The organism is Salinigranum marinum (assembly GCF_024228675.1).
GTDB lineage: Archaea > Halobacteriota > Halobacteria > Halobacteriales > Haloferacaceae > Salinigranum > Salinigranum marinum.
The window spans coordinates 3,546,403-3,563,878 of the sequence record NZ_CP100461.1 but is presented as its reverse complement, the minus strand read 5'-3'; the positions used below and the strand labels follow the sequence as shown (position 1 = coordinate 3,563,878).

General features: G+C 68.0%; 18 protein-coding genes. 9 read left to right on the top strand and 9 right to left on the bottom strand.

Annotated elements, in window-relative coordinates; translation table 11 throughout:
- Window positions 1–384: 384 nt before the first annotated feature.
- Window positions 385–1,785 carry an ATP-binding protein gene (locus NKJ07_RS17780; protein WP_318568127.1) on the bottom strand — a complete coding sequence of 467 codons (1,401 nt, stop codon included), beginning with the start codon at window positions 1,783–1,785 and terminating at the stop codon, window positions 385–387.
- Window positions 1,786–2,310: 525 nt separating this feature from the next.
- Between NKJ07_RS17780 and NKJ07_RS17775 the strand changes: the two genes are divergently transcribed.
- The 3 genes from NKJ07_RS17775 to NKJ07_RS17765 all read left to right on the top strand — a co-directional run bounded on the left by NKJ07_RS17775 (window position 2,311) and on the right by NKJ07_RS17765 (window position 4,677).
- Window positions 2,311–3,015, top strand: a complete 705-nt coding sequence (locus NKJ07_RS17775; RefSeq protein WP_318568126.1) for a molybdenum cofactor guanylyltransferase — start codon at window positions 2,311–2,313, stop codon at window positions 3,013–3,015.
- A 158-nt stretch (window positions 3,016–3,173) separates the two neighbouring features.
- Window positions 3,174–4,307 (top strand): thiolase family protein, encoded by a 1,134-nt coding sequence (locus NKJ07_RS17770; protein ID WP_318568125.1) that lies wholly within the window; start codon window positions 3,174–3,176, stop codon window positions 4,305–4,307.
- A 196-nt stretch (window positions 4,308–4,503) separates the two neighbouring features.
- Window positions 4,504–4,677, top strand: coding sequence for a hypothetical protein (locus NKJ07_RS17765; RefSeq protein ID WP_318568124.1), 174 nt, complete (start codon window positions 4,504–4,506; stop codon window positions 4,675–4,677).
- A gap of 218 nt (window positions 4,678–4,895) precedes the next feature.
- On the opposite strand, the gene NKJ07_RS17760 is transcribed toward NKJ07_RS17765, so the two are convergent.
- Complete coding sequence (locus NKJ07_RS17760) at window positions 4,896–6,584, bottom strand: aldehyde ferredoxin oxidoreductase family protein (RefSeq protein WP_318568123.1); 1,689 nt, start codon at window positions 6,582–6,584, stop codon at window positions 4,896–4,898.
- Between the two features lie 196 nt (window positions 6,585–6,780).
- Between NKJ07_RS17760 and NKJ07_RS17755 the strand changes: the two genes are divergently transcribed.
- Window positions 6,781–7,398, top strand: a complete 618-nt coding sequence (locus tag NKJ07_RS17755) for a DUF6149 family protein (RefSeq protein WP_318568122.1) — start codon at window positions 6,781–6,783, stop codon at window positions 7,396–7,398.
- 130 nt (window positions 7,399–7,528) lie between these two features.
- Here NKJ07_RS17755 and NKJ07_RS17750 read toward each other — a convergent pair whose 3' ends face one another.
- Window positions 7,529–8,902 (bottom strand): NAD(P)/FAD-dependent oxidoreductase, encoded by a 1,374-nt coding sequence (locus NKJ07_RS17750; RefSeq protein WP_318568121.1) that lies wholly within the window; start codon window positions 8,900–8,902, stop codon window positions 7,529–7,531.
- A 169-nt stretch (window positions 8,903–9,071) separates the two neighbouring features.
- On the opposite strand from NKJ07_RS17750, the gene NKJ07_RS17745 reads away from it, so the two are divergent.
- The 3 genes from NKJ07_RS17745 (at window position 9,072) to NKJ07_RS17735 (ending at window position 10,549) form a co-directional block, all read left to right on the top strand.
- Window positions 9,072–9,275 (top strand): dodecin family protein, encoded by a 204-nt coding sequence (locus NKJ07_RS17745; RefSeq protein WP_318568120.1) that lies wholly within the window; start codon window positions 9,072–9,074, stop codon window positions 9,273–9,275.
- 167 nt (window positions 9,276–9,442) lie between these two features.
- On the top strand, window positions 9,443–10,321 hold the full coding sequence (locus tag NKJ07_RS17740) for a homoserine kinase (RefSeq protein WP_318568119.1): 879 nt from the start codon (window positions 9,443–9,445) through the stop codon (window positions 10,319–10,321).
- Between the two features lie 93 nt (window positions 10,322–10,414).
- Entirely contained in the window at window positions 10,415–10,549 is a 135-nt protein-coding gene (locus NKJ07_RS17735) for a hypothetical protein (RefSeq protein ID WP_318568118.1), read from the top strand.
- 31 nt (window positions 10,550–10,580) lie between these two features.
- Here the strand turns inward: NKJ07_RS17735 and NKJ07_RS17730 are convergent, their stop codons facing one another.
- The 3 genes from NKJ07_RS17730 to pdxS form a co-directional block, all read right to left on the bottom strand.
- Window positions 10,581–10,742, bottom strand: coding sequence for a hypothetical protein (locus NKJ07_RS17730; RefSeq protein WP_318568117.1), 162 nt, complete (start codon window positions 10,740–10,742; stop codon window positions 10,581–10,583).
- Between the two features lie 116 nt (window positions 10,743–10,858).
- Window positions 10,859–11,380, bottom strand: a complete 522-nt coding sequence (locus NKJ07_RS17725) for a hypothetical protein (RefSeq protein ID WP_318568116.1) — start codon at window positions 11,378–11,380, stop codon at window positions 10,859–10,861.
- A gap of 15 nt (window positions 11,381–11,395) precedes the next feature.
- Window positions 11,396–12,304, bottom strand: coding sequence for a pyridoxal 5'-phosphate synthase lyase subunit PdxS (gene pdxS, locus NKJ07_RS17720; protein WP_318568115.1), 909 nt, complete (start codon window positions 12,302–12,304; stop codon window positions 11,396–11,398).
- 170 nt (window positions 12,305–12,474) lie between these two features.
- On the opposite strand from pdxS, the gene NKJ07_RS17715 reads away from it, so the two are divergent.
- Window positions 12,475–13,191: a DUF1405 domain-containing protein gene (locus NKJ07_RS17715; protein ID WP_318568114.1), complete on the top strand. Its 717-nt coding sequence runs from the start codon at window positions 12,475–12,477 to the stop codon at window positions 13,189–13,191.
- A 354-nt stretch (window positions 13,192–13,545) separates the two neighbouring features.
- Entirely contained in the window at window positions 13,546–14,604 is a 1,059-nt protein-coding gene (locus NKJ07_RS17710) for an enolase-like domain-containing protein (RefSeq protein WP_318568113.1), read from the top strand.
- A gap of 146 nt (window positions 14,605–14,750) precedes the next feature.
- On the opposite strand, the gene NKJ07_RS17705 is transcribed toward NKJ07_RS17710, so the two are convergent.
- The 3 genes from NKJ07_RS17705 to NKJ07_RS17695 all read right to left on the bottom strand — a co-directional run bounded on the left by NKJ07_RS17705 (window position 14,751) and on the right by NKJ07_RS17695 (window position 17,362).
- On the bottom strand, window positions 14,751–15,671 hold the full coding sequence (locus tag NKJ07_RS17705) for an HFX_2341 family transcriptional regulator (RefSeq protein ID WP_318568112.1): 921 nt from the start codon (window positions 15,669–15,671) through the stop codon (window positions 14,751–14,753).
- Between the two features lie 308 nt (window positions 15,672–15,979).
- On the bottom strand, window positions 15,980–16,546 hold the full coding sequence (locus tag NKJ07_RS17700; protein WP_318568111.1) for a cysteine hydrolase family protein: 567 nt from the start codon (window positions 16,544–16,546) through the stop codon (window positions 15,980–15,982).
- 3 nt (window positions 16,547–16,549) lie between these two features.
- Complete coding sequence (locus NKJ07_RS17695; protein ID WP_318568110.1) at window positions 16,550–17,362, bottom strand: YqcI/YcgG family protein; 813 nt, start codon at window positions 17,360–17,362, stop codon at window positions 16,550–16,552.
- Window positions 17,363–17,476: the final 114 nt, after the last annotated feature.

The following is a 17,476-nucleotide window of genomic DNA, read 5'->3' as shown; positions in this document are numbered from 1 at the left end:
TTGCCACTGCTCGAAGAACGTCGCCCACACGGGAACCGTCGTCCCGTACTCGCGCGTTGCGAGTGAGACGGTCGCGCCGACCCATCGTGGAGCCGCAGCTACGAGGTCGTCGAAGGGCACCTCGGTCGCCGAGACTCGGGTCCCCTGTCGGTCGTAGGTGACGGTCCGCGCCACGACGACGGTTGGGCACGCCTCCGCGTGATGTGACGCCCACGGACGCGTCGAGTTCGTCGTGACCGGGCCGTTCGGCGGTCGTCTCTGTCACCGCCGTTTGGAGGAGGGTCCGTCGACTGGTCGGTGACATACGTCGGCGTCGTGAAGGGGTCGACAAGTGTCTTGTCGAAAGTCAGTCGTGTCGTCGAGCGCTCGATGCCGCCTCTGCGCTTAGTCGTGGGTGTGGGTGTGTCCGTGGCTGTGGTCGTGACTGTTCCCGTCGTCGCCCGTCGAGCCGCCGTCGCCGCCCGCCGAGCCGCCGTCGCCGGCGATAAGCGTCTCCTGGTCGCCGTCGATCATGTCCATGTTCTTCAGGTTGTCCCGCTCTTCGAAGTCGGCGACGGCATCGAGGATGTCCTCTTGAGTGAGACTCATTCGCTCTTCGGTCAGCGCCTCGAGGACAGCCTCGCGCAGCACCAGCCTGAGGTCGCTCCCGGTGAGCCCTTCGGTCTTCTCGGCGACCGCCTCGGGGTCGAACTCCGCGATCTCCATCCGCCGGGTGACGATGCGGAGGATGTCGGCGCGCATCTGGTAGTCTGGCTTCGGGAAGTTGACGATCTCGTCGAAGCGCCGCCAGGCCGCCGAGTCCAACTGATCGGGGTGGTTCGTCGCCCCGATGAGGAGCACGTCGTCGCGGATCAGCGAGATCTCGTCGATACACTTGAGCAGGGTGTTGACGGCGCGCTTGAGCGCGGCGTGTTCGTCCGAGCGCCGGGTCTTCGCCACGGAGTCGAACTCGTCGATGAAGAGGATGCAGGGGGAGAGCCGGCGGGCGACCTCGAACGTCTTGTCGACGTTCTTGGCCGTCTCGCCGAGGTACTGGCTCGTGATCATCGAGAGCTTCACCTCGACGAAGGGAAGTCCGAGTTCGTGCGCCAGCGCCCGCGAGACCGTCGTCTTTCCCGTACCGGGGGGGCCGACGAACAGCAGTTTGCCGATCTCCCGGAGGCCGATCTCGGCGAGGTAGTCGCGGTGTTCGATGGCCTTGACGATCTTCTCGATCTCGCCCTCCTGGTCGGCGGTGAGCACGAGATCGTCGAGAGTCATCTCGATCTCCTCGGGCGCGCGGACCGAGACGAGATCGAGCATCTCCGCGTCCTCCTCCTCGTCGAAGTACGATTCCAGGAGGCTGTCGATCCAGACCCGATCGGCCTGGATCGGCCGGTTCGAGTCGCGCGCCTCCGCGTGGGTCACGTCGAGGTCGGTCCGGTCCTCGACCGCGGCGGCGAGCGTCGGGTTCGTCGCGAACCGCTCCCGGTCGGCACGCTCGACGAGCCAGTCGAGCGCCATCTCCGGCTGCGTCAGCGAGATGCGGCCCGAGAACTCCTCTTTCTGCGTGAACATGAGGTCCGAGACGCTCTCCCAGGGATCGTCGACGCCCGTTGCCTGCCGCGTCGTCTCCTCGGTCGCGACCAGCGGGCGTTCGACCCCGCCGATCTCGTCGTCGTCCGACTCCGCCCAGAACACGCGCCGATACCGCGGTGGCAGATCGTTCGCGTCCAACTGCCGGTTCTCGCTGTAGATGTGGGCAGTCAGAAGGAACTCAACCACGTCGAGGGGCCGGTCACTCATCCGTTCCGCGTTGCCACCACAGGCGCATAAGACCGTCGAAGGGCGTCCGTTCGTGGCGCGCGGTCACGCCTCGGATCGCCCCGTACGATCGACAAGACCGCTCCTCCCTCTATCGACGTTCGTCCACTAATGAGGCAGAATAACTTCGAATTACGCGTGTTAATTCCTTATATTCCCTCGTATATCTGACTATCATCCGGTATAAGCGTGTAGAATTCGAATTGCGTAACAGTTAGAGTTATATCCCTCCGCTAGTGCACGTTTTGTCGAGTACATGGAACGAAGCGCTACGAATACAGAGAATATATGAACGAACATCCACCCACACACTGCGACGGCCGAGAGGTGACGAGTTGTGGGTGATCCCGTTCGGGGGACGGACACGCGCGGTGGACCGGCGACACGTCCCGCAGGGGATCGACAGCGGCGATGGCCCCGGGTCGGTTCGCGGCGATACGTCGGGCACGACGAGCCTGGGTCCCGCTCGCGGGGCGGGTCCGGCCGGTTCCTCGACGACGACTGTCAATGCCAGCCGACGCGTTGAAACCGGACACGGGCCGGGCTGGAGTCGTCCTCGCCGGCGGACGGTCGAGACGGTTCGAGGGGGGCGACAAGGCGCTGGCGACGCTCGCGGGGACGGCGCTGCTCCGGCACGCGGTCGGGGCCGTCGACCCGGTCGTCGACGAGGTAGTCGTCAGCTGTCGGGACGACCAGACGGAGCGGTTCGCGGCCGTCCTCGACGGCTACGACGTGTCGTTCGCCGTCGACCCGATCGACGGACTCGGCCCCGTCGCCGGGCTCCAGACGGCGCTTCGGGAGACCGACCGCGTCACCGCGGTCGTCACGGCGTGTGACACGCCACTGGTCCCGTCGGCGTTCCTCGGCCACCTGCTCGACCGAGTCGAGGGGGCGACGACGGCCGGCGTCGTCACCGAGGCGGGTGAGCGTGTACAGCCGCTCCCCATGGCGGTCAACGTCCGGGCCGCGGCCGCCGCCTGCACGGAGACGCTCGTCGACAGCGGCTCGCTCCGCGACGTGATCGAGTCGCTCGCGCCGGTGGTGATCTCGGAGCGTGCCGTTCGGGCGGCCGTCGGCGCGGACCGACTGCTCGACGTCGACACCCGCGCCGACCTCGCGCGTGCCGAACGGCTGCTCGCACACGCGACCGGCCCGTCGGGCGGGTCGAACGGCTCCCGGGACGGCGGGGAGATGCGGCCGAACAGCAGGTAGTCGGGGGCCGGCGTGGACGGGCATCCCCCTCGTCTACGTGACGTGTTCCCAGTGCGTCGACCGTCCGGAGACGTGCAGGCGTGGCCGTTCCGCGCGAGCGACGGGACTGCCCGGAGAGGTCGCCCGGATTTATCCCCGCGGCCCACCGAGGACGTGGTATGACAACACCCGTCGTTGCGGCCGCTCATCGCACGCCACAGGGGAAAGACGGGGGCGCGCTGTCGACGGTCCGCAGCGAGGACCTCTCGGTCACGCTGATCGACCACGCCCTCGACACGCTGGGGCTCGACCCCGCGGTCGTCGACGACCTGCTGTGGGGCTGTGCCCAGCAACGCTCCGAACAGGATGCCAACGTCGCCCGCGTCGTCGCGCTCCTCTCTCGCCTGGGGGAGGGGACGCCGGCGGCGACGATCAACCGCTGGTGTGCGTCGTCGATGCAGGCGGTCGTCTCGGCCGCGGACGCCGTCGCCGCGGGGAACCGTGACTGCGTCGTCGCCGGGGGCGTCGAGAGCATGTCGCGCGTGCCGCTGTCGTCGATGCCCTACGGCGACCTCCATCCCCGGCTCACCGACGCGTACGACCTCGGGGACCTGGAGATGGGAGCCACCGCCGAGAAGGTGGCCGAGGTTTACGACGTCTCGCGGGAGGCACAGGACGAGTACGCCCTCCGGTCGCAGCGACGGGCCGCCGAGGCGACCGACTCGGGACGGTTCGACGACGAACTCGTGCCGGTCGAAACGGCGGAGGGAGTGGTACGGGCGGACGAAGGGATCCGTCGGGACACCTCCATCGAGGGGCTCTCGAGGCTCCCACCCGTCTTCCGCGAGGACGGCACCGTGACGGCAGGCAACGCCTCACAGATCTCCGACGGCGCGGCGCTGCTGGTCGTCACGAGCGAGTCGTTCGCCGCCGACTACGGCCTCGACGTCCTCGCCCGCGTCGGGACGAACCACGTCGCCGGGGTCGACCCGACCGTCATGGGCATCGGCCCCGTTCCGGCGACCCGGGGACTGCTCGACCGCGCCGGCACCGAGATCGACGACTACGACCTCGTCGAACTCAACGAAGCGTTCGCGTCGCAGACCGTCTACTGCCGGCGCGAACTCGGGATCGATCCAGATCGACTGAACGTCAACGGCGGGGCGATCGCCATCGGCCACCCGTTGGGCGCGTCGGGGGCGAGGCTCCCGGTGACGCTCCTGCACGAACTGCGAAAGCGAGACGCCTCGCGGGGGCTCGCGACCCTCTGCGTCGGCTTCGGACAGGGTGCGGCGGTCGAGTTCGTCCGGTAGGTCTCGGCCGAGCATTTGCGAGCGACCGAGCCAGAGCGAGGGAGCGATGAAGAAGGTCGTCGCGCCAGAGTGCGGCGGTCGGGTTCCGCCGGTAGGGCGCTGTTGCAGTCCGACGGGTTTGCTGCTTTCACCCCGACTCTGCTACCCTCTATACAGCCACTGAAGAGTTTTCTCGCTCCTCGTCGTCCACTCGGCTATGGTCGGGTTAAAACGATGTTACGTCTGCGGCGAAGCCTTCGCGCGGGACGACGACATGGTGAAGTGTGAGCACTGTCATATCTGGTGTCATCGAGCATGCCTGGCGGAGCGTGAGGAAGATCACTGTCCGCGCTGTGGCGACGAGGCGTGGATCAGCGTCGTCGAGTTCTAGCCCTACGGTTCAGCCGCACGCTAAAAGGCCCCCAACAGTTCAGTCAGAGCGGGCGTCCCGAAGCGAACAACCGCACAGTGCTGCACCCATCCTATAGATTCAGCGCGCCACACCGATCAGCCATCAAGGATTTCGACAGAGCATCCGGTAGGGTTTGACCGAGCGTTTGCGAGCGAGCGAGAGCGATCGCCTTCGAGCGACCGATGGCGCGCGACGGCTCAGTCGTCGGCGGGTGCGGCACCGCCAGCCCCGCCGAGGCGGGCGTCGGGGACCCTCCCCTCGGCGGTCCAGCCGCGCTCGCGGTAGTAGTCGTCGAGCGCGGCGTCGAACCCCGGCAGGTCGTACGGCAGGCGGTCGTCGTCGCGGTCGAACCCCCGCTGGTTGTTGAAGTGCCGTTCGAGGTCGACGATCGTCGACCCGACGGCCAGCAGGTCGTCGAACGACGCTCCCAGGAGCTCCGCGAGGCGGTCGTCGGTGACGAACCCCCGCGAGAACTTGCAGACGATGCCTGAGTCGAGCACCGCGTGGTGGTTCTCCCGGCCGACGAGTCGTGCCGGTTTCGAGCCCAGCCCCGCGGGGTCCATCGCCTGGTCCTTGTCGACGAGCGGGTATTCGAGCGCGTAGAAGGTGGCGTACATGTGGTCGGCACCGCGGTTGGCGACGGCGAACGAGAGCCCCTGGCCCTGGAGCGTGCGGCCGTCGTGGCCGGGGAACTCCAGGCCCTTGACGCTCCAGTTCTCCACCCCCAGCTCGTCGTGCACGCGGTCGACCCCTTCGGCGAGGCGGTCGCCGACGCCCTCGCGGCGGGCGATCTTCTCGACGATCTCGTGGGCGAGATCAGCGTTGCCGAACTCGTCTTCGCTCGCGAGGTACGCCGCGACCGTGTCGCCGGCGGAGATGGTGTCCATCCCGAGTTCGTCGCACAGTTCGTTCGACCGCATCACGTCGACGATGTCGTCGACCGCGCAGTTCGAGCCGAACGACATCACCGTCTCGAACTCCGGCCCCTCGGTTTCGAGCCCCGCCTCCTCGTCCCTGGTGGGGAGCTTACAGGCGAACGCACACGACGAACAGGTCCCCTTCTTGAACTTCTTCTCCTCGACGCGGTCGCCGTTGATTCCCTCGACGCCCTCGAACTGCGTCTCCGAGAAGTATCTCGTCGGGAGCGCCGACACCTCGTTGCCGAGGTCCGTAACCGAGGCGGTGCCCTGTCGCTTCATGATGTGATCGTCCGTAGCCGCCTCGCGGTGAACGTCCATCTGGACGGGCGGGATCTCGACCTCGGGGGCGGAGGCGCCGTCGAACGTGAGCAGTTTGACGTTCTTCGCGCCGAGGACGGCTCCCAGCCCGCCCCGTCCGAACGCCCTGGTCTCGGAGGTCATGATCGAGGCGAAGCGGACGCGGTTTTCGCCCGCAGGGCCGATACAGGCGGTGTGTTCGGCCGCGAGGTCCCGCGTCTCTTCGGCGGAGGCGACCGTCTCCGAGGTGGTCGCGCCGACGAGATCGGGAACGGGCTCGAACTCGACACCCTTGTCGGAAACGTGGACAGCCAGGAGTTCGTCGGCCGCGCCGTGGAGTTCGACCGCGCCGTAGCCCGTCGCGACGAAGTTGCGCGAGAGGAAGCCGCCGGCGTTCGACGAGAGCAGTCCGTCCGTCAGAGGCGAGACGGCCGTGGCGTTCATCCGCCCGGTGAAAGACATCTGCGAGTACTGCATCGGCCCCGTGGTGAGGTAGAGGCGGTTGTCGGGGCCGAGCGGATCGGCGTCGAACGGGACGCGGTCGTGGGCGAGTTTCGTCCCGACGCCGCGACCGCCGATGAACGACGCGAGGACGTCGGTGACGTTCTCTTCGGCGACCGTCCGGTCGGTCAGGTCGATCGAGAGGAGCGGACCCTTCGCGTGGCGCATGGCGTGTGTAGTGCCGACCGGGCGATAAGCGTTGGCGTGGTCCCGGTCGAGAGCGAGACGGATCCGGGGCCGGCACCGTCCGTGTGTGTGTCGGAAGCGGGCTCTGGGGCCAGCGCTCGGGACTCGTCCGCCGGCGACTCGCCTCACGACCCCCCGCCGCAACGCTTACCCGAGTTCGCTCCAAGCCCCGAACGAGATGAAGATCCGCCAGAACCTGCGCCACTGGGCGGCGAAGAAGGCACTCACCACCCCGGTCGTCGGTGACATCGCCCGGGACAAACTCGTCGACCTCCACGTCGACGTCTTCGGCCGCAAGGCCGACGAGGGTCGTCGCGAGGAGCGCGAGGCACACATGGCCGACTTCTTCCACTGTACGTTCGACACGTACGTCGCGGCGCTCGACGCCGGCTTCACCGAGGCTGAGGCGCGTGAAATTACCCACGTCCAGGCCAACTTCGACTTCTTCAACCACGGCTGGACCGAGATGATGGAGTTCCCCGGCGACGAACTCGAAGCCCACTACGAGCGCTACGAGGGGTTCTTCGAGCGGTACGAGATCACCATCGACGACCCGCTCGGCGACTTCCGCACGCGGACGATCCCGAGCGCGCCGTCGACGCCCGAGAAACTGGACGCGCCCGAACACCCCCACGCGAAGGGCGGCTTCGCCGACGACGTCTACGTCGAGGACCAGGAGGGTAACCTCCACGTCGGCGACGCGATCGACCCCGATGACGACGAGGTCGACGTCACGGCCGCACCGGGGATGCAGAACGTCGACACCGACGTCGACGAGGACGCGAGAGCGGATTAACTCGTTCTCGGAGTCGTCGTCCCACTCGGTCCCTTCCTCGGCGCGGCGCTGACGCACCTCGGCGGCGGTGTGTGACGCCCGTCCGTCCGGGTCGCGTTCGACGCTCCCTGACCGGTGGGTCGAGCGCGGCTCACTCGTCGCCCGCGCCGTCGGCGACGACCTGGTCGGAGTCGCGCGCTCCCCGCACGTCGGCCGTCGCCCGCGCGTCGATGCGGTCGGCACACTCGAAGCCGGCGACGATGCCGCCGTTGAGCGAGCGCTCGGGGTACTGCGCCCGCGAGGCCATCCCCGCGTAGTAGAGGCCGTCGGCCACCTCGCTCAGGTCGTACGGGACGACCTGCTCGAGGTAGCCGCGCTCGTAGATCGGCGCGGCGCGTGGGTTGCGTGCGACCCGGAACTCCTCGACCGACGCCCGGGAGAAGCCGGGAAACATCTCCTCGATCCCCGCGAGCCACAGCTCCTCGATCTCCTCGTCGGTCGACTGCCACAGTTCCTCGTCGTACTCCTGGATGTAGCTGGCGACGTAGAGGAGACGTTTGCCCCCGTACCTGTCGGGGGAGACGAAGTTCGTGTGCTCGATGAGCGCGCCGAACGGAGCGTCGTGAGCGACGTTCAGCCAGTACGTGTCCGTGAGGGGTTCGTCCATCGTGACGACCGCACACACCGCGCCCTGGAAGTCGATATCGCACTCGTAGCCGCAGAGCGCTTCGAGTACGTTCGGCATCGCCGCGACGACGACCCCGTCGGTGTCGTGCGTCTCCGCGGTTTGCCCGCACTCGACCGTGAGCGTCGACACCGCGCCGTCCTCGACGCCGAGGTCGGTGACGCGTGCCTCGGTCGTCACGGTGTCGCGGCCCACCGCGTCGACGAGCGCCTCGATGAACGGAGCGAAACCGCCGTCGAAGTAGCCGAGGATCTCCCCGCGGAGGAGGTCACGCTCGCCGCGGAACTTGATCCGCCCCAGCAGCCACGCCGCCGACACGTCCTCCTTCCGCGAGCCGAACTTCGCGTCGAGCAACGGCTCGAAGAAGTGTTCGTAGACGCCTTCGGTTGTGTGGTCGACGATGAACTCGCGGATGGGGACGTTCTCGTACGCCTCGAGCGACTCGTAGGAGTCGAACCGTGGCCGCCCGCCGCGGAGGTCGACGCCGAGCGTGAGCATGCCCAGCCGGAACTTGTCGTAGATCGAGAGGTGTGGATACGCGAGGATCTCCCACGGCGTGTCGAGCGGGTGGACGACGCCATCGACGTAGTAGGCGTTCTCGCCGACGAGCCACTCCAGGCGATCGCCGACGCCGAGTTCGTCGGCGAGTTCGACGATGGTCTCCTCGGACTTCGAGAGGTGGTGGTAGAACTTCTCGATGCGGTCGCCCGGCGTCTCGTAGGTCGCCGCGAGTCCGCCCACGGCGTCCGAGGCCTCGAAGACGTGGACGTCGTGACCGTGTTGTCGGAGGCGGTAGGCGGCGGCGAGGCCGGCGATGCCCCCGCCGACGACGTGGATCATTGGACTGAGTTCGAGACGCGCGTGTTAGGACTTTGTGGTTCACCGACCGCCGACGTGTGGCTCCGTTCGGCGGCTCTCGGCCACGAGGCGGTCCCACCCAGTGTCTCGGACGATCGTCACGGTTCAGTGCAAATGGTTAACATGTGTCGGTGCGAATCGGTTCGGTGGGATGTCAGTCGACAAAGAGGTAACCATCACGGCGACGAGCACCGACTCGTGGGAGGCGGCGGCGCTGGCCGCCGTCGACCGCACGGAGGCGACCGTCCACAGTCTCCAGTGGGCGGTCGTCGAAGACCAGTGGCTCGACCTCAAGCAGGGGGGCTCACCCGTGTACAAGACGAAGGTGAACATCGGGTTCAGGGTCGAGGAGTGAGCGTCGTCGGTCGTCGGGAAGGTCATCCGGCGGGGAGAGCCACGTGAGGCCACGTCGCGGCCGACGGCCGGGGAAGGCCACGGTGGTGGACGAGAGCCGAATCACGGGACTGAGACGGACTCTGTCCCTTCGCTACCTTTTTACTCGCCGTTCGTAAACAGCGGGGCATGCTGACGGTCAGGGCCCCCGCGACGAGCGCGAACCTCGGGAGTGGCTTCGACGTCTTCGGCGTCGCCCTCGACCGTCCGGCCGACGTCGTTCGCGTCGAGAAGGCCGACGAGACGACCATCGAGGTGACCGGCATCGGCTCGACGTACATCCCGACCGACCCGGAGGGGAACACGGTCGGCGCGGTCGCCGAGGCGCTCGACGCGCCGGCGCACATCCGCATCGACAAGGGCGTTCGACCCTCCTCCGGCCTGGGGTCGTCGGCGGCCTCGGCGGCCGCCGCGGCGCTCGCGCTGAACGAACTGTACGACCGCGGCCTCACGAAGGAGGAGCTCGTCCCCATCGCCGCGGAGGGCGAGGCGGTCGTCTCCGGCGAACCCCACGCCGACAACGTCGCTCCCTCCCTGTTGGGCGGGTTCACCATCGCCGCCGGCGGCGACATCACCACCGTCGACGCCGCCATCCCGCTCGTCGCCTGCCTCCCCGAGATCGCCGTCTCGACCCGCGACGCGCGCCGGGTCGTCCCGTCGACGGCCGAGATGACGGATCTCGTCGACACGGTCGGACGCGCCGCGACGCTCACCGTCGGGATGTGTCGGTCGGATCCCGCGCTCGTCGGCGAGGGGATGAGCGACGAGATCGTCACCCCTGCCCGCGCGAGCCTCATCTCGGGGTACGGCCAGGTCCGGACGGCGGCGTTCGACGCCGGCGCGACGGGCGTGACCGTCTCCGGGGCCGGTCCCTCGATCATCGCCGCCTGCTACGAGTCCGACCGTCGGGCGGTGGCGGGCGCGATGGTCGACGCCTTCTCGGACGTCGGTGTCGACGCCCGAGCCTACCAGACGGAGATCGGCCGGGGAGCCGAACTGCTGGGGTGAGGTGCCACGGCGCGCGATTTAAAAATCGACGCCGACCGGCGCAACCATTATTCAGTAGGCGAGTCGATACTGGAACTGGCGTGGTGGTACACGATGCCGATCGTCCCGCACTATCCGTCCGACGAACCCGAAGAAGACGAGGAGACGCCGGACTTCGGCGAGATCGTCGACCGAATCCTCAACGGCGGTAACGACCCGACCCCGGTCGTCTCCGCCGCGGGTGCATAGCCAGCCGACCACGCCCTCGATTTCTTGCGCCTCAGGGCCGTCCCCACTGGTAGAACCACCAGGCGATGCCGAGGAGCATGAGGCCGATGCCGAGGGTAGAGGTCGCCGGTTCGGGGATGACGAAGAGGACGAAGCCGACGACGACGAGCGCAGTCGGTTCGAGTTCGTCCCAGTAGTCCGCGAGTGAAACCATTCGGACGGCGGTTCGACGGGCCGGGGTATGTGTCTTGTCACTCGCCCGAACGGGCCTGTCGTCGGCAACGAGACACCGGCCACGAACGGAACGCCGTGGAACGATCCGCTCTCGGATCACGCCGCGTCGAACGCGTCCTGCCAGTCGAGGGCGGCGCTGTCGACGAACTCCTCGTCAAGCAGCGTTGCCGTCTCGCGGACGACGCGCTCGAAGAACTGGCGGTCGTCGCTCTCGACGGTCCGGACGCCTCTGACGATCCGCTCGAAGGACGGGTCGCCCGTGGCTTCGAGCGCGGCGGGTCGCTTCCAGCGGTGGTGCACCGCCAGCGCCGCGACGCGGGCGACGAGATCGACCTGGGCGTCGCGGTCGCCGAACGGGGAATTCGTCGTTCGAACGGTCCGGGCGAGCGCGTCGCCGACGAGCCACGGGAGCCACTCGGGTCCGCAGTCGGCGGCGGCCGCGACCGCACGGACGCACGCGAGATAGCGGAGCGCCGCGTCGCCTCGCGCGTCGGCGGCGGAGACGGTCCGGTCGAGCAACGTCCGGACGCGCGCGCCGCCGTCGTCTGGAGTGGTGTGTGCGGCCGCGTCGTGGACCATCCGGGTGGAGACGTCCTCGGTCGAGTCGTCAGCCGGCAAAACGAGTAGCGAGCGTTAGACGCCGCGACCCTGCAGCTTCTCTTCTTCGGGCATGTCGACGTTCGACTCGCCCTTCATCCCCTTGCCCGTGTTGGTGGCGATCTCGGCGAGCGCCTCGGGGTCGTCCCAGTTGTTGACGGCCTCGACGACGGCGCGTCCCATCGCCTCGGGGTTTTCCGCGCCGAAGATACCGGAGCCGACGAAGATGCCGTCGCACTCGTGGTACATCATGAGCGCCGCGTCGGCGGGGGTGGCGATGCCGCCGGCGGCGAAGTTCACGACGGGGAGTCGGCCCATCTCCGCCGTCTCGTGGACGAGATCGGCGGGCGCTTCGTGCTCGCGGGCCCACTTCTCGCGCTCGTCGTACTGCAGTCCCATGACCGAGCGGATCTGGTGTTTGATCGTCCGCTGGTGGGTGACGGCCTGGTTGACGTCGCCCGTCCCGGCCTCGCCCTTCGTACGGATCATCGCCGCGCCCTCATCGATGCGGCGGAGCGCCTCTGGAAGGTCGCGCGCGCCACAGACGAACGGCGAGGTGAACTCGCGCTTGTCGATGTGGTACTCGTTGTCCGCGGGCGTGAGCACCTCGCTCTCGTCGACCATGTCGACGCCGAGCGCTTCGAGGATCTGCGCCTCGGTGTAGTGGCCGATCCGGGCTTTCCCCATCACCGGGATCGAAACCGAATCGATGATCTCCGACACCTTCTCCGGGTCGGGCATCCGCGAGACGCCGCCGCGCTTGCGGATGTCGGCGGGGACGGCCTCCAGCGCCATGACGGCGACGGCACCGGCCTCCTCGGCGATCCGGGCCTGTTCGGCGTTCACCACGTCCATGATGACGCCACCCTTCTGCATCTGCGCGAAGCCGCGCTTGACGAGGTCGGTCCCGCGTCTGAGTTCCTTCAGGTCGGTCTCTTCGGCCATACTGTGGCCTTGGACCGGACGCACTTAAGCCGTGCTTTCGGGCGAAACGTCGGGTGAGACGACGGCGCGGGGCTCCCGTGATCCGCCGCCCGTCACGTCGTACCGCTCGGCGCGCCGGACCACTCGCACGGGACCGCCATCGCTTTGTCACCGCCCTTCTTTCGACGCCTATGGCCACGGCTCGACGCCGCCTCGCCCGACTGTTCGACGGCGACGGTCTCCCCGCCCCGACAGACCTCCCTCGGTGGCTCGCTCCCCTTCCCCGAGCAGTCGAAAACCTCGGACTCAACCTCGTCCCGCTGGTCGTCGTCACGAACCTCGTCGGGACCGCCTTTGGCTTCTGGTACTACGGGTTTCAGTTCTCGCTCGAACCCGCCGTGATGTGGCCGTTCGTCCCCGACTCGCCGGTCGCGACACTGTTTATCGCGTGCGCGTTCGGCGCGTGGTATCTGGGCCGGACGAACGAGTACCTCAACGCCCTGGCCTTCTTCGGCTGTCTCAAACTCGGCGCGTGGACGCCGTACGTCCTCCTCGTGTTCGCCGAGGACTTCTCGTATCTCCACCCGGCGATGTACAACTTCCTCTTCTGGAGTCACCTGGCCATGGTCGTTGAGGCATTCGTCATCCACCGCTTTTCGGGCTTCCCGGTCCGGGCGGTCCTCGTCGCCGTCGTCTGGTACGGCTTCAACGACCTCGTCGACTACTTCGTCCCGCTCGTTGGAACCCCGCACCACACACTCATCCCCGCCGAGCCCATCGTGGACCAGACGGTCCAGCACGTCTCTCCGGCGCACGAACTCGCCGCCGCCGGGGCGGTCGTGTTGACGCTCGCGGCGACGTTCCTCGCGCTGTCGACACGGGTAAAGAAGCTCGAAGCGACGCGGTGAGTTCGGCGGACGCGAGGGGCCACGGCGACGCTGGGTCGAACCACGCGGGCGGTGGCGCGTGGCGTCGCGGCCTCCGTGGCCGCGACCCGCGCGCGAAGGATGAGGACGGAGGGGACGAGTGAAACGAGTGCCCGAGTCCCGCAGTCGGCTGGGGAGGAGGTGGCCTCCGCGGTCTGGCTCTGGCTCTCGCCTCGTCGCCGCGCTCGTCCCCCCGGCTCCCCGGCTCCCCGGGGATTGATCGACGACAGACGGATCGAGGACAGACGGATCGAGCCCTCGGTGAACGCACTCGATCCGCCGTCGTCCCTGCCGCGTCGACCCGACGCTTAACCCGACGCCGGCAGTACCCACGCTATGGACTTCTCACGCGTCGCCGATTTCCCGCTCACCGTCGAGGGAGTCGGCTACACCCAACAGGAGCGCGACACCTCCAGCGGCTTCGTCCGCAAATCGACCACGTTCGTCCTCTCCGACGGGGACGAGACGGGCCGCGGCGAGGACGTCACCTACGACACGCCGGATCACGACGCCCTGCCCGATCCCGACTCCGAGGCGTTCGGCGACGCGTTCGACCTCGCCGGCGAGTACACGTTCGCGTCCTTCTCGAACCGACTCGACGAGATCGACCTCTTCCCCGCGAAGGAGCCCGAGCGCGACACGGGCCACCACTACCGCCGGTGGGGGCTGGAGTCGGCGGGGCTCGACCTGGCACTCCGGCAGGCCGGCGAGAGCCTCGGCTCCGTCCTGGGACGGGAGTACTCGCCGGTACGATTCGTCGCCTCGACGCGGCTGGGCGAGCCGCCGTCGACCGACCGCGTCGACGCGATCCTCGACCGCGTGCCGAACACCGAGTTCAAACTCGACCCCACCACCGAGTGGACGCCCGAGATCGTCGAGTCGCTCGCGGCGACCGACGCGGTTCGGATCCTCGACATCAAGGGTCGGTACGAGGGGACCGAGGTCGACCAAGAGCCCGACCCCGAACTGTACCGCCTCGTCTTCGAGGGGTTCCCCGACGCCGTGGTCGAGGACCCGGCGCTCGTCCCGGAGACGGAAGAGATCGTCGAAGCCCACGCCGAGCGGCTCTCGTGGGACGTCCCCATCACGGGCGTCGAGTCGGTCGAAGCGCTCCCCTACCCGCCGAACTGGCTCAACATCAAGCCCTCGCGGTTCGGCACGGTCGAGTCGCTGTTCGAGACGCTGGCGTACGCCGACGAGAGAGGGATAGCGCTGTACGGCGGCGGCCAGTTCGAACTCGACGTCGGCCGCCCGCAGATCCAGGCGCTCGCATCGCTGTGTTACCCCGACGGGCCGAACGACGTCGCCCCGGGCGTCTACAACGATCCCGACCTCCCCGACGACCTCCCGACGAGCCCGCTCGACCCCGGCGAACCGGCCGGGCTCGGCTTCTGAGCGAAGGTGCGAAAGTGCGAAGCTGCGAGGGTACGAGAGCGCGCCCGCGGGACGGCGGGACGGGGAAAAGCGAGACGGCGGGACGTAGGTCGTGTGCCGTGCGTCGCGCGTCGGCTCGGTCCCGGCGCTCGGGATCGTGTGCCGGTTCAGTCGTGATTGGCGTGTGCGCGCACCCAGAGTTCGCCGATGCGCGACAGCCTCGTACGGTACGACTTGCCGTGTTCTTCCTGCTCGATATACCCCTTTCCGCCGGGGCCGAGCCGGTCGACGTTGTAGATGACCTTCGACCGGAAGGAGTCGGTGTACTCCTCGTCGAGTTCTTTCGAGAGGGCCTCGGCCAACTCGGACACGGACTCGAACTCGCCGTGTTCGCCGAGCTCGAAGAGGATGACCTCCTCGAACGGCTTGACGTTCGAGAAGGAGGCGACCGGCAGTTCGACGATATGGTTCGCGCCGATCCGTTTCGCGCCGATGGTCGTCCCGCGCTCGTCGAACTCCTCTAGGAGGTCGGAGGCGGCGCCGAGCCGTTCTTCGAGTCGACCGCGGTCGAGGTCGACGCCGGTGTCCCCGGTCTCGGCCTCCGCGGCGTCGAGGAGGTCGGCGAGGAGGTCCCGCCCCGCACGGAGTTCCTCGGCGAGTTCGGTTTCGAGGTACTTTTCGGGGGCGGTGTAGTAGGTGTGGATCCTGTCCCTGTCCTCCTGACGCTCGACCATGATCGAGTGGGCGGCCGTCGCGAAGGCGAAGGAGACGGGCCGCGGCATCGCGCTGACGTTCACCCACACCTCCGCGCCGGTGTCGAGTTCGGTGTTGATGAGGTCGTACGCCTGCTCGAACGCCGTGTCGTAGTCGTAGACGTCCTCGACGATCACGCGCCCGGTTTCGGCACCGAGGAGGTTCCGGAAGTCCTTTTCGAGCTTTTTCGACAGGTGACGCGAGTACTCGACGTTGGCCTCGCTCCCCACCGCCCCTTCGAGGAGCACGACGCGGTCGACGTCGAACTGGTCCCGGATGAGCGGCGCGATGAGGCGGTCGTAATCGAACCCCACCGGGACGATGTGCGTCTGCATGAGGACGTGTAGACCGGAGACGTTCTTAAGTGACGTGCGTCGGTCCGAGCGGGCCTCGTGAGCGACTGGGAGTGGACGAGGGTGGGTCCGGTGTGAGTGTGGCGAGGTGCCCGGAGGTGAGCACGAGGCGAGAGAACGAGCGCCAGGGCGGTGAAGCCACATTCTCCCCAGCCGATTCGCTCCCTCGCTCCGCTCGATCGCTCATCCACCGAAGCGACTGCGTCGCTTCGAGCCGTTCGCTCGCGTCGCTCACTCACGAAGACCTCGCACGCGCCAGCGCGCGCCACCGCCCCGGCGAGCGAGTACCCTTACGCCTCGCCTGTCGCCGCGAGCACCTCGTCGGTCGTCACGACCGTCGCGAACTCCCCCGAGAGGTGCGCCAGCGCCGTCTTGTGAACCGTTTCGGCATCGAACTCCTCTCCTCGAAGTTCGCGGTCGTGGGTCGCCGTCGCGTCGCTCACCACCAGGGGAGAAAAGCCGAGGTTCTCGGCCATCCGGGTCGTCGTCGAGACGCAGTGGTCGGTCGTGAGACCGACGACCACGACCGTCTCGTACTCTCGGTCGCGAAGCCACGCCTCCAAGCCGGTCCCGATGAAGGCGCTGTTGACGTTCTTGACGTAGGTCTGCTCGCCCTCGCGCGGTTCGAAGGCGGGTTTCCACGCGAAGCCGGGGGCGTCGCCGCGGAGCGGGGACGCTTCCTCGGTGGAGTCGTGGCGGACGTGAACCACGGGCATCGACGCCGAACGCCACCGTTCGAGGAGTCGGGCGGCGTTCGCTTCGGCGGCGGGGTTGTTCCGCGCGCCCCAGCGCGGGTCGTCGAAGCCCGTCTGGAGGTCGACGAGGAGCAAGGCGGCGTCGGGCGGGAGCGCAAGCATGGGTCAGTCGTCCGCCGGCGTCCCGGGATCGAACGGCGTCGACACCGCCTTGGGGTGCTCGCGCGTGATCCGGAGGGGACACTCGTCGGGGAACTCGGCGTCGTCCGCCGAGAGCATGTACTGGACCCACTCGCGGTCGCCCTCGACGCCCCAGTCGCCGATGTCGGCGTGGGGACAGACGCCGTCGTACGCCTCCAGGCGGTCGTGGATCACGTCGCGGGCGCGTGCGCCGGCGTCGGTGTCGTGGGTGATGCCGTCGAACAGGCTCCGAGGCTGGAACGTTATCTCCAGTCCGACCGGACAGTAGCGGCTCTTCCGCCGGTCGTAGAAGGGTGCCCGACACGTCGGAAACATCGGCTCGCCGCCGAAGCAGAACTCCCAGCGGGGGTCGTCGGGATCCGTCGGGATGTCGTCGGGCCACGGTTCGGGGTCGTGGACGTGGAGAAACTGCAGGACGTGCCAGAGGCGCTCGTGGAACTCGCTCTCGCTCCGGGCGTCGTCGGGCCGGAAGAAGACGACGAACGACGCGTTGGGCGCGTGGTCCTCGTACGTCGCGAGGTACTCGAGGAGAGTGTCGCGGAAGGCCAACAGCGCGTCCTTGTCGGTCGTCGACGGCACGGTCGAGTAGAGCGGCCACCCCTTCTCGACCGACTCGACGCCGAAGAAACAGGGGAAGGGCGAGCCGTTGCGTTCGCCCAGGAGACCGTCGCGAAACGAGCGCCAGTGGGCGGCGACCCAGTCGGGGTACTCGCCGGCGGAGACGCGCCGGTCGAGCGTCTCCTGATCGAGCAGGCTGGTGAGCCCCGGTTCGTTCATGTCTTCAGGTTCGGCGCGAAAGACAAATGTACTTCGAACGGTAGCCGGATTCGAGAAACGTGCGTGGGGTTCTGTATCGAGCGCGGCCGACACTGGGCGGACGCGCGTCGGCGT

What these genes read in the sequence shown, in the direction of transcription:
- NKJ07_RS17740 (WP_318568119.1), top strand. Translation starts at nt 9,443, where the DNA reads ATGCTGACGGTCAGGGCCCCCGCGACGAGCGCGAACCTCGGGAGTGGC.
- NKJ07_RS17735 (WP_318568118.1), top strand. Translation starts at nt 10,415, where the DNA reads ATGCCGATCGTCCCGCACTATCCGTCCGACGAACCCGAAGAAGACGAG.
- NKJ07_RS17780 (WP_318568127.1), bottom strand. Translation starts at nt 1,785, where the DNA reads ATGAGTGACCGGCCCCTCGACGTGGTTGAGTTCCTTCTGACTGCCCAC.
- NKJ07_RS17770 (WP_318568125.1), top strand. Translation starts at nt 3,174, where the DNA reads ATGACAACACCCGTCGTTGCGGCCGCTCATCGCACGCCACAGGGGAAA.
- NKJ07_RS17715 (WP_318568114.1), top strand. Translation starts at nt 12,475, where the DNA reads ATGGCCACGGCTCGACGCCGCCTCGCCCGACTGTTCGACGGCGACGGT.
- NKJ07_RS17755 (WP_318568122.1), top strand. Translation starts at nt 6,781, where the DNA reads ATGAAGATCCGCCAGAACCTGCGCCACTGGGCGGCGAAGAAGGCACTC.
- NKJ07_RS17700 (WP_318568111.1), bottom strand. Translation starts at nt 16,546, where the DNA reads ATGCTTGCGCTCCCGCCCGACGCCGCCTTGCTCCTCGTCGACCTCCAG.
- NKJ07_RS17710 (WP_318568113.1), top strand. Translation starts at nt 13,546, where the DNA reads ATGGACTTCTCACGCGTCGCCGATTTCCCGCTCACCGTCGAGGGAGTC.
- pdxS (WP_318568115.1), bottom strand. Translation starts at nt 12,304, where the DNA reads ATGGCCGAAGAGACCGACCTGAAGGAACTCAGACGCGGGACCGACCTC.
- NKJ07_RS17695 (WP_318568110.1), bottom strand. Translation starts at nt 17,362, where the DNA reads ATGAACGAACCGGGGCTCACCAGCCTGCTCGATCAGGAGACGCTCGAC.
- NKJ07_RS17760 (WP_318568123.1), bottom strand. Translation starts at nt 6,584, where the DNA reads ATGCGCCACGCGAAGGGTCCGCTCCTCTCGATCGACCTGACCGACCGG.
- NKJ07_RS17745 (WP_318568120.1), top strand. Translation starts at nt 9,072, where the DNA reads ATGTCAGTCGACAAAGAGGTAACCATCACGGCGACGAGCACCGACTCG.
- NKJ07_RS17705 (WP_318568112.1), bottom strand. Translation starts at nt 15,671, where the DNA reads ATGCAGACGCACATCGTCCCGGTGGGGTTCGATTACGACCGCCTCATC.
- NKJ07_RS17750 (WP_318568121.1), bottom strand. Translation starts at nt 8,902, where the DNA reads ATGATCCACGTCGTCGGCGGGGGCATCGCCGGCCTCGCCGCCGCCTAC.
- NKJ07_RS17775 (WP_318568126.1), top strand. Translation starts at nt 2,311, where the DNA reads ATGCCAGCCGACGCGTTGAAACCGGACACGGGCCGGGCTGGAGTCGTC.
- NKJ07_RS17730 (WP_318568117.1), bottom strand. Translation starts at nt 10,742, where the DNA reads ATGGTTTCACTCGCGGACTACTGGGACGAACTCGAACCGACTGCGCTC.
- NKJ07_RS17765 (WP_318568124.1), top strand. Translation starts at nt 4,504, where the DNA reads ATGGTCGGGTTAAAACGATGTTACGTCTGCGGCGAAGCCTTCGCGCGG.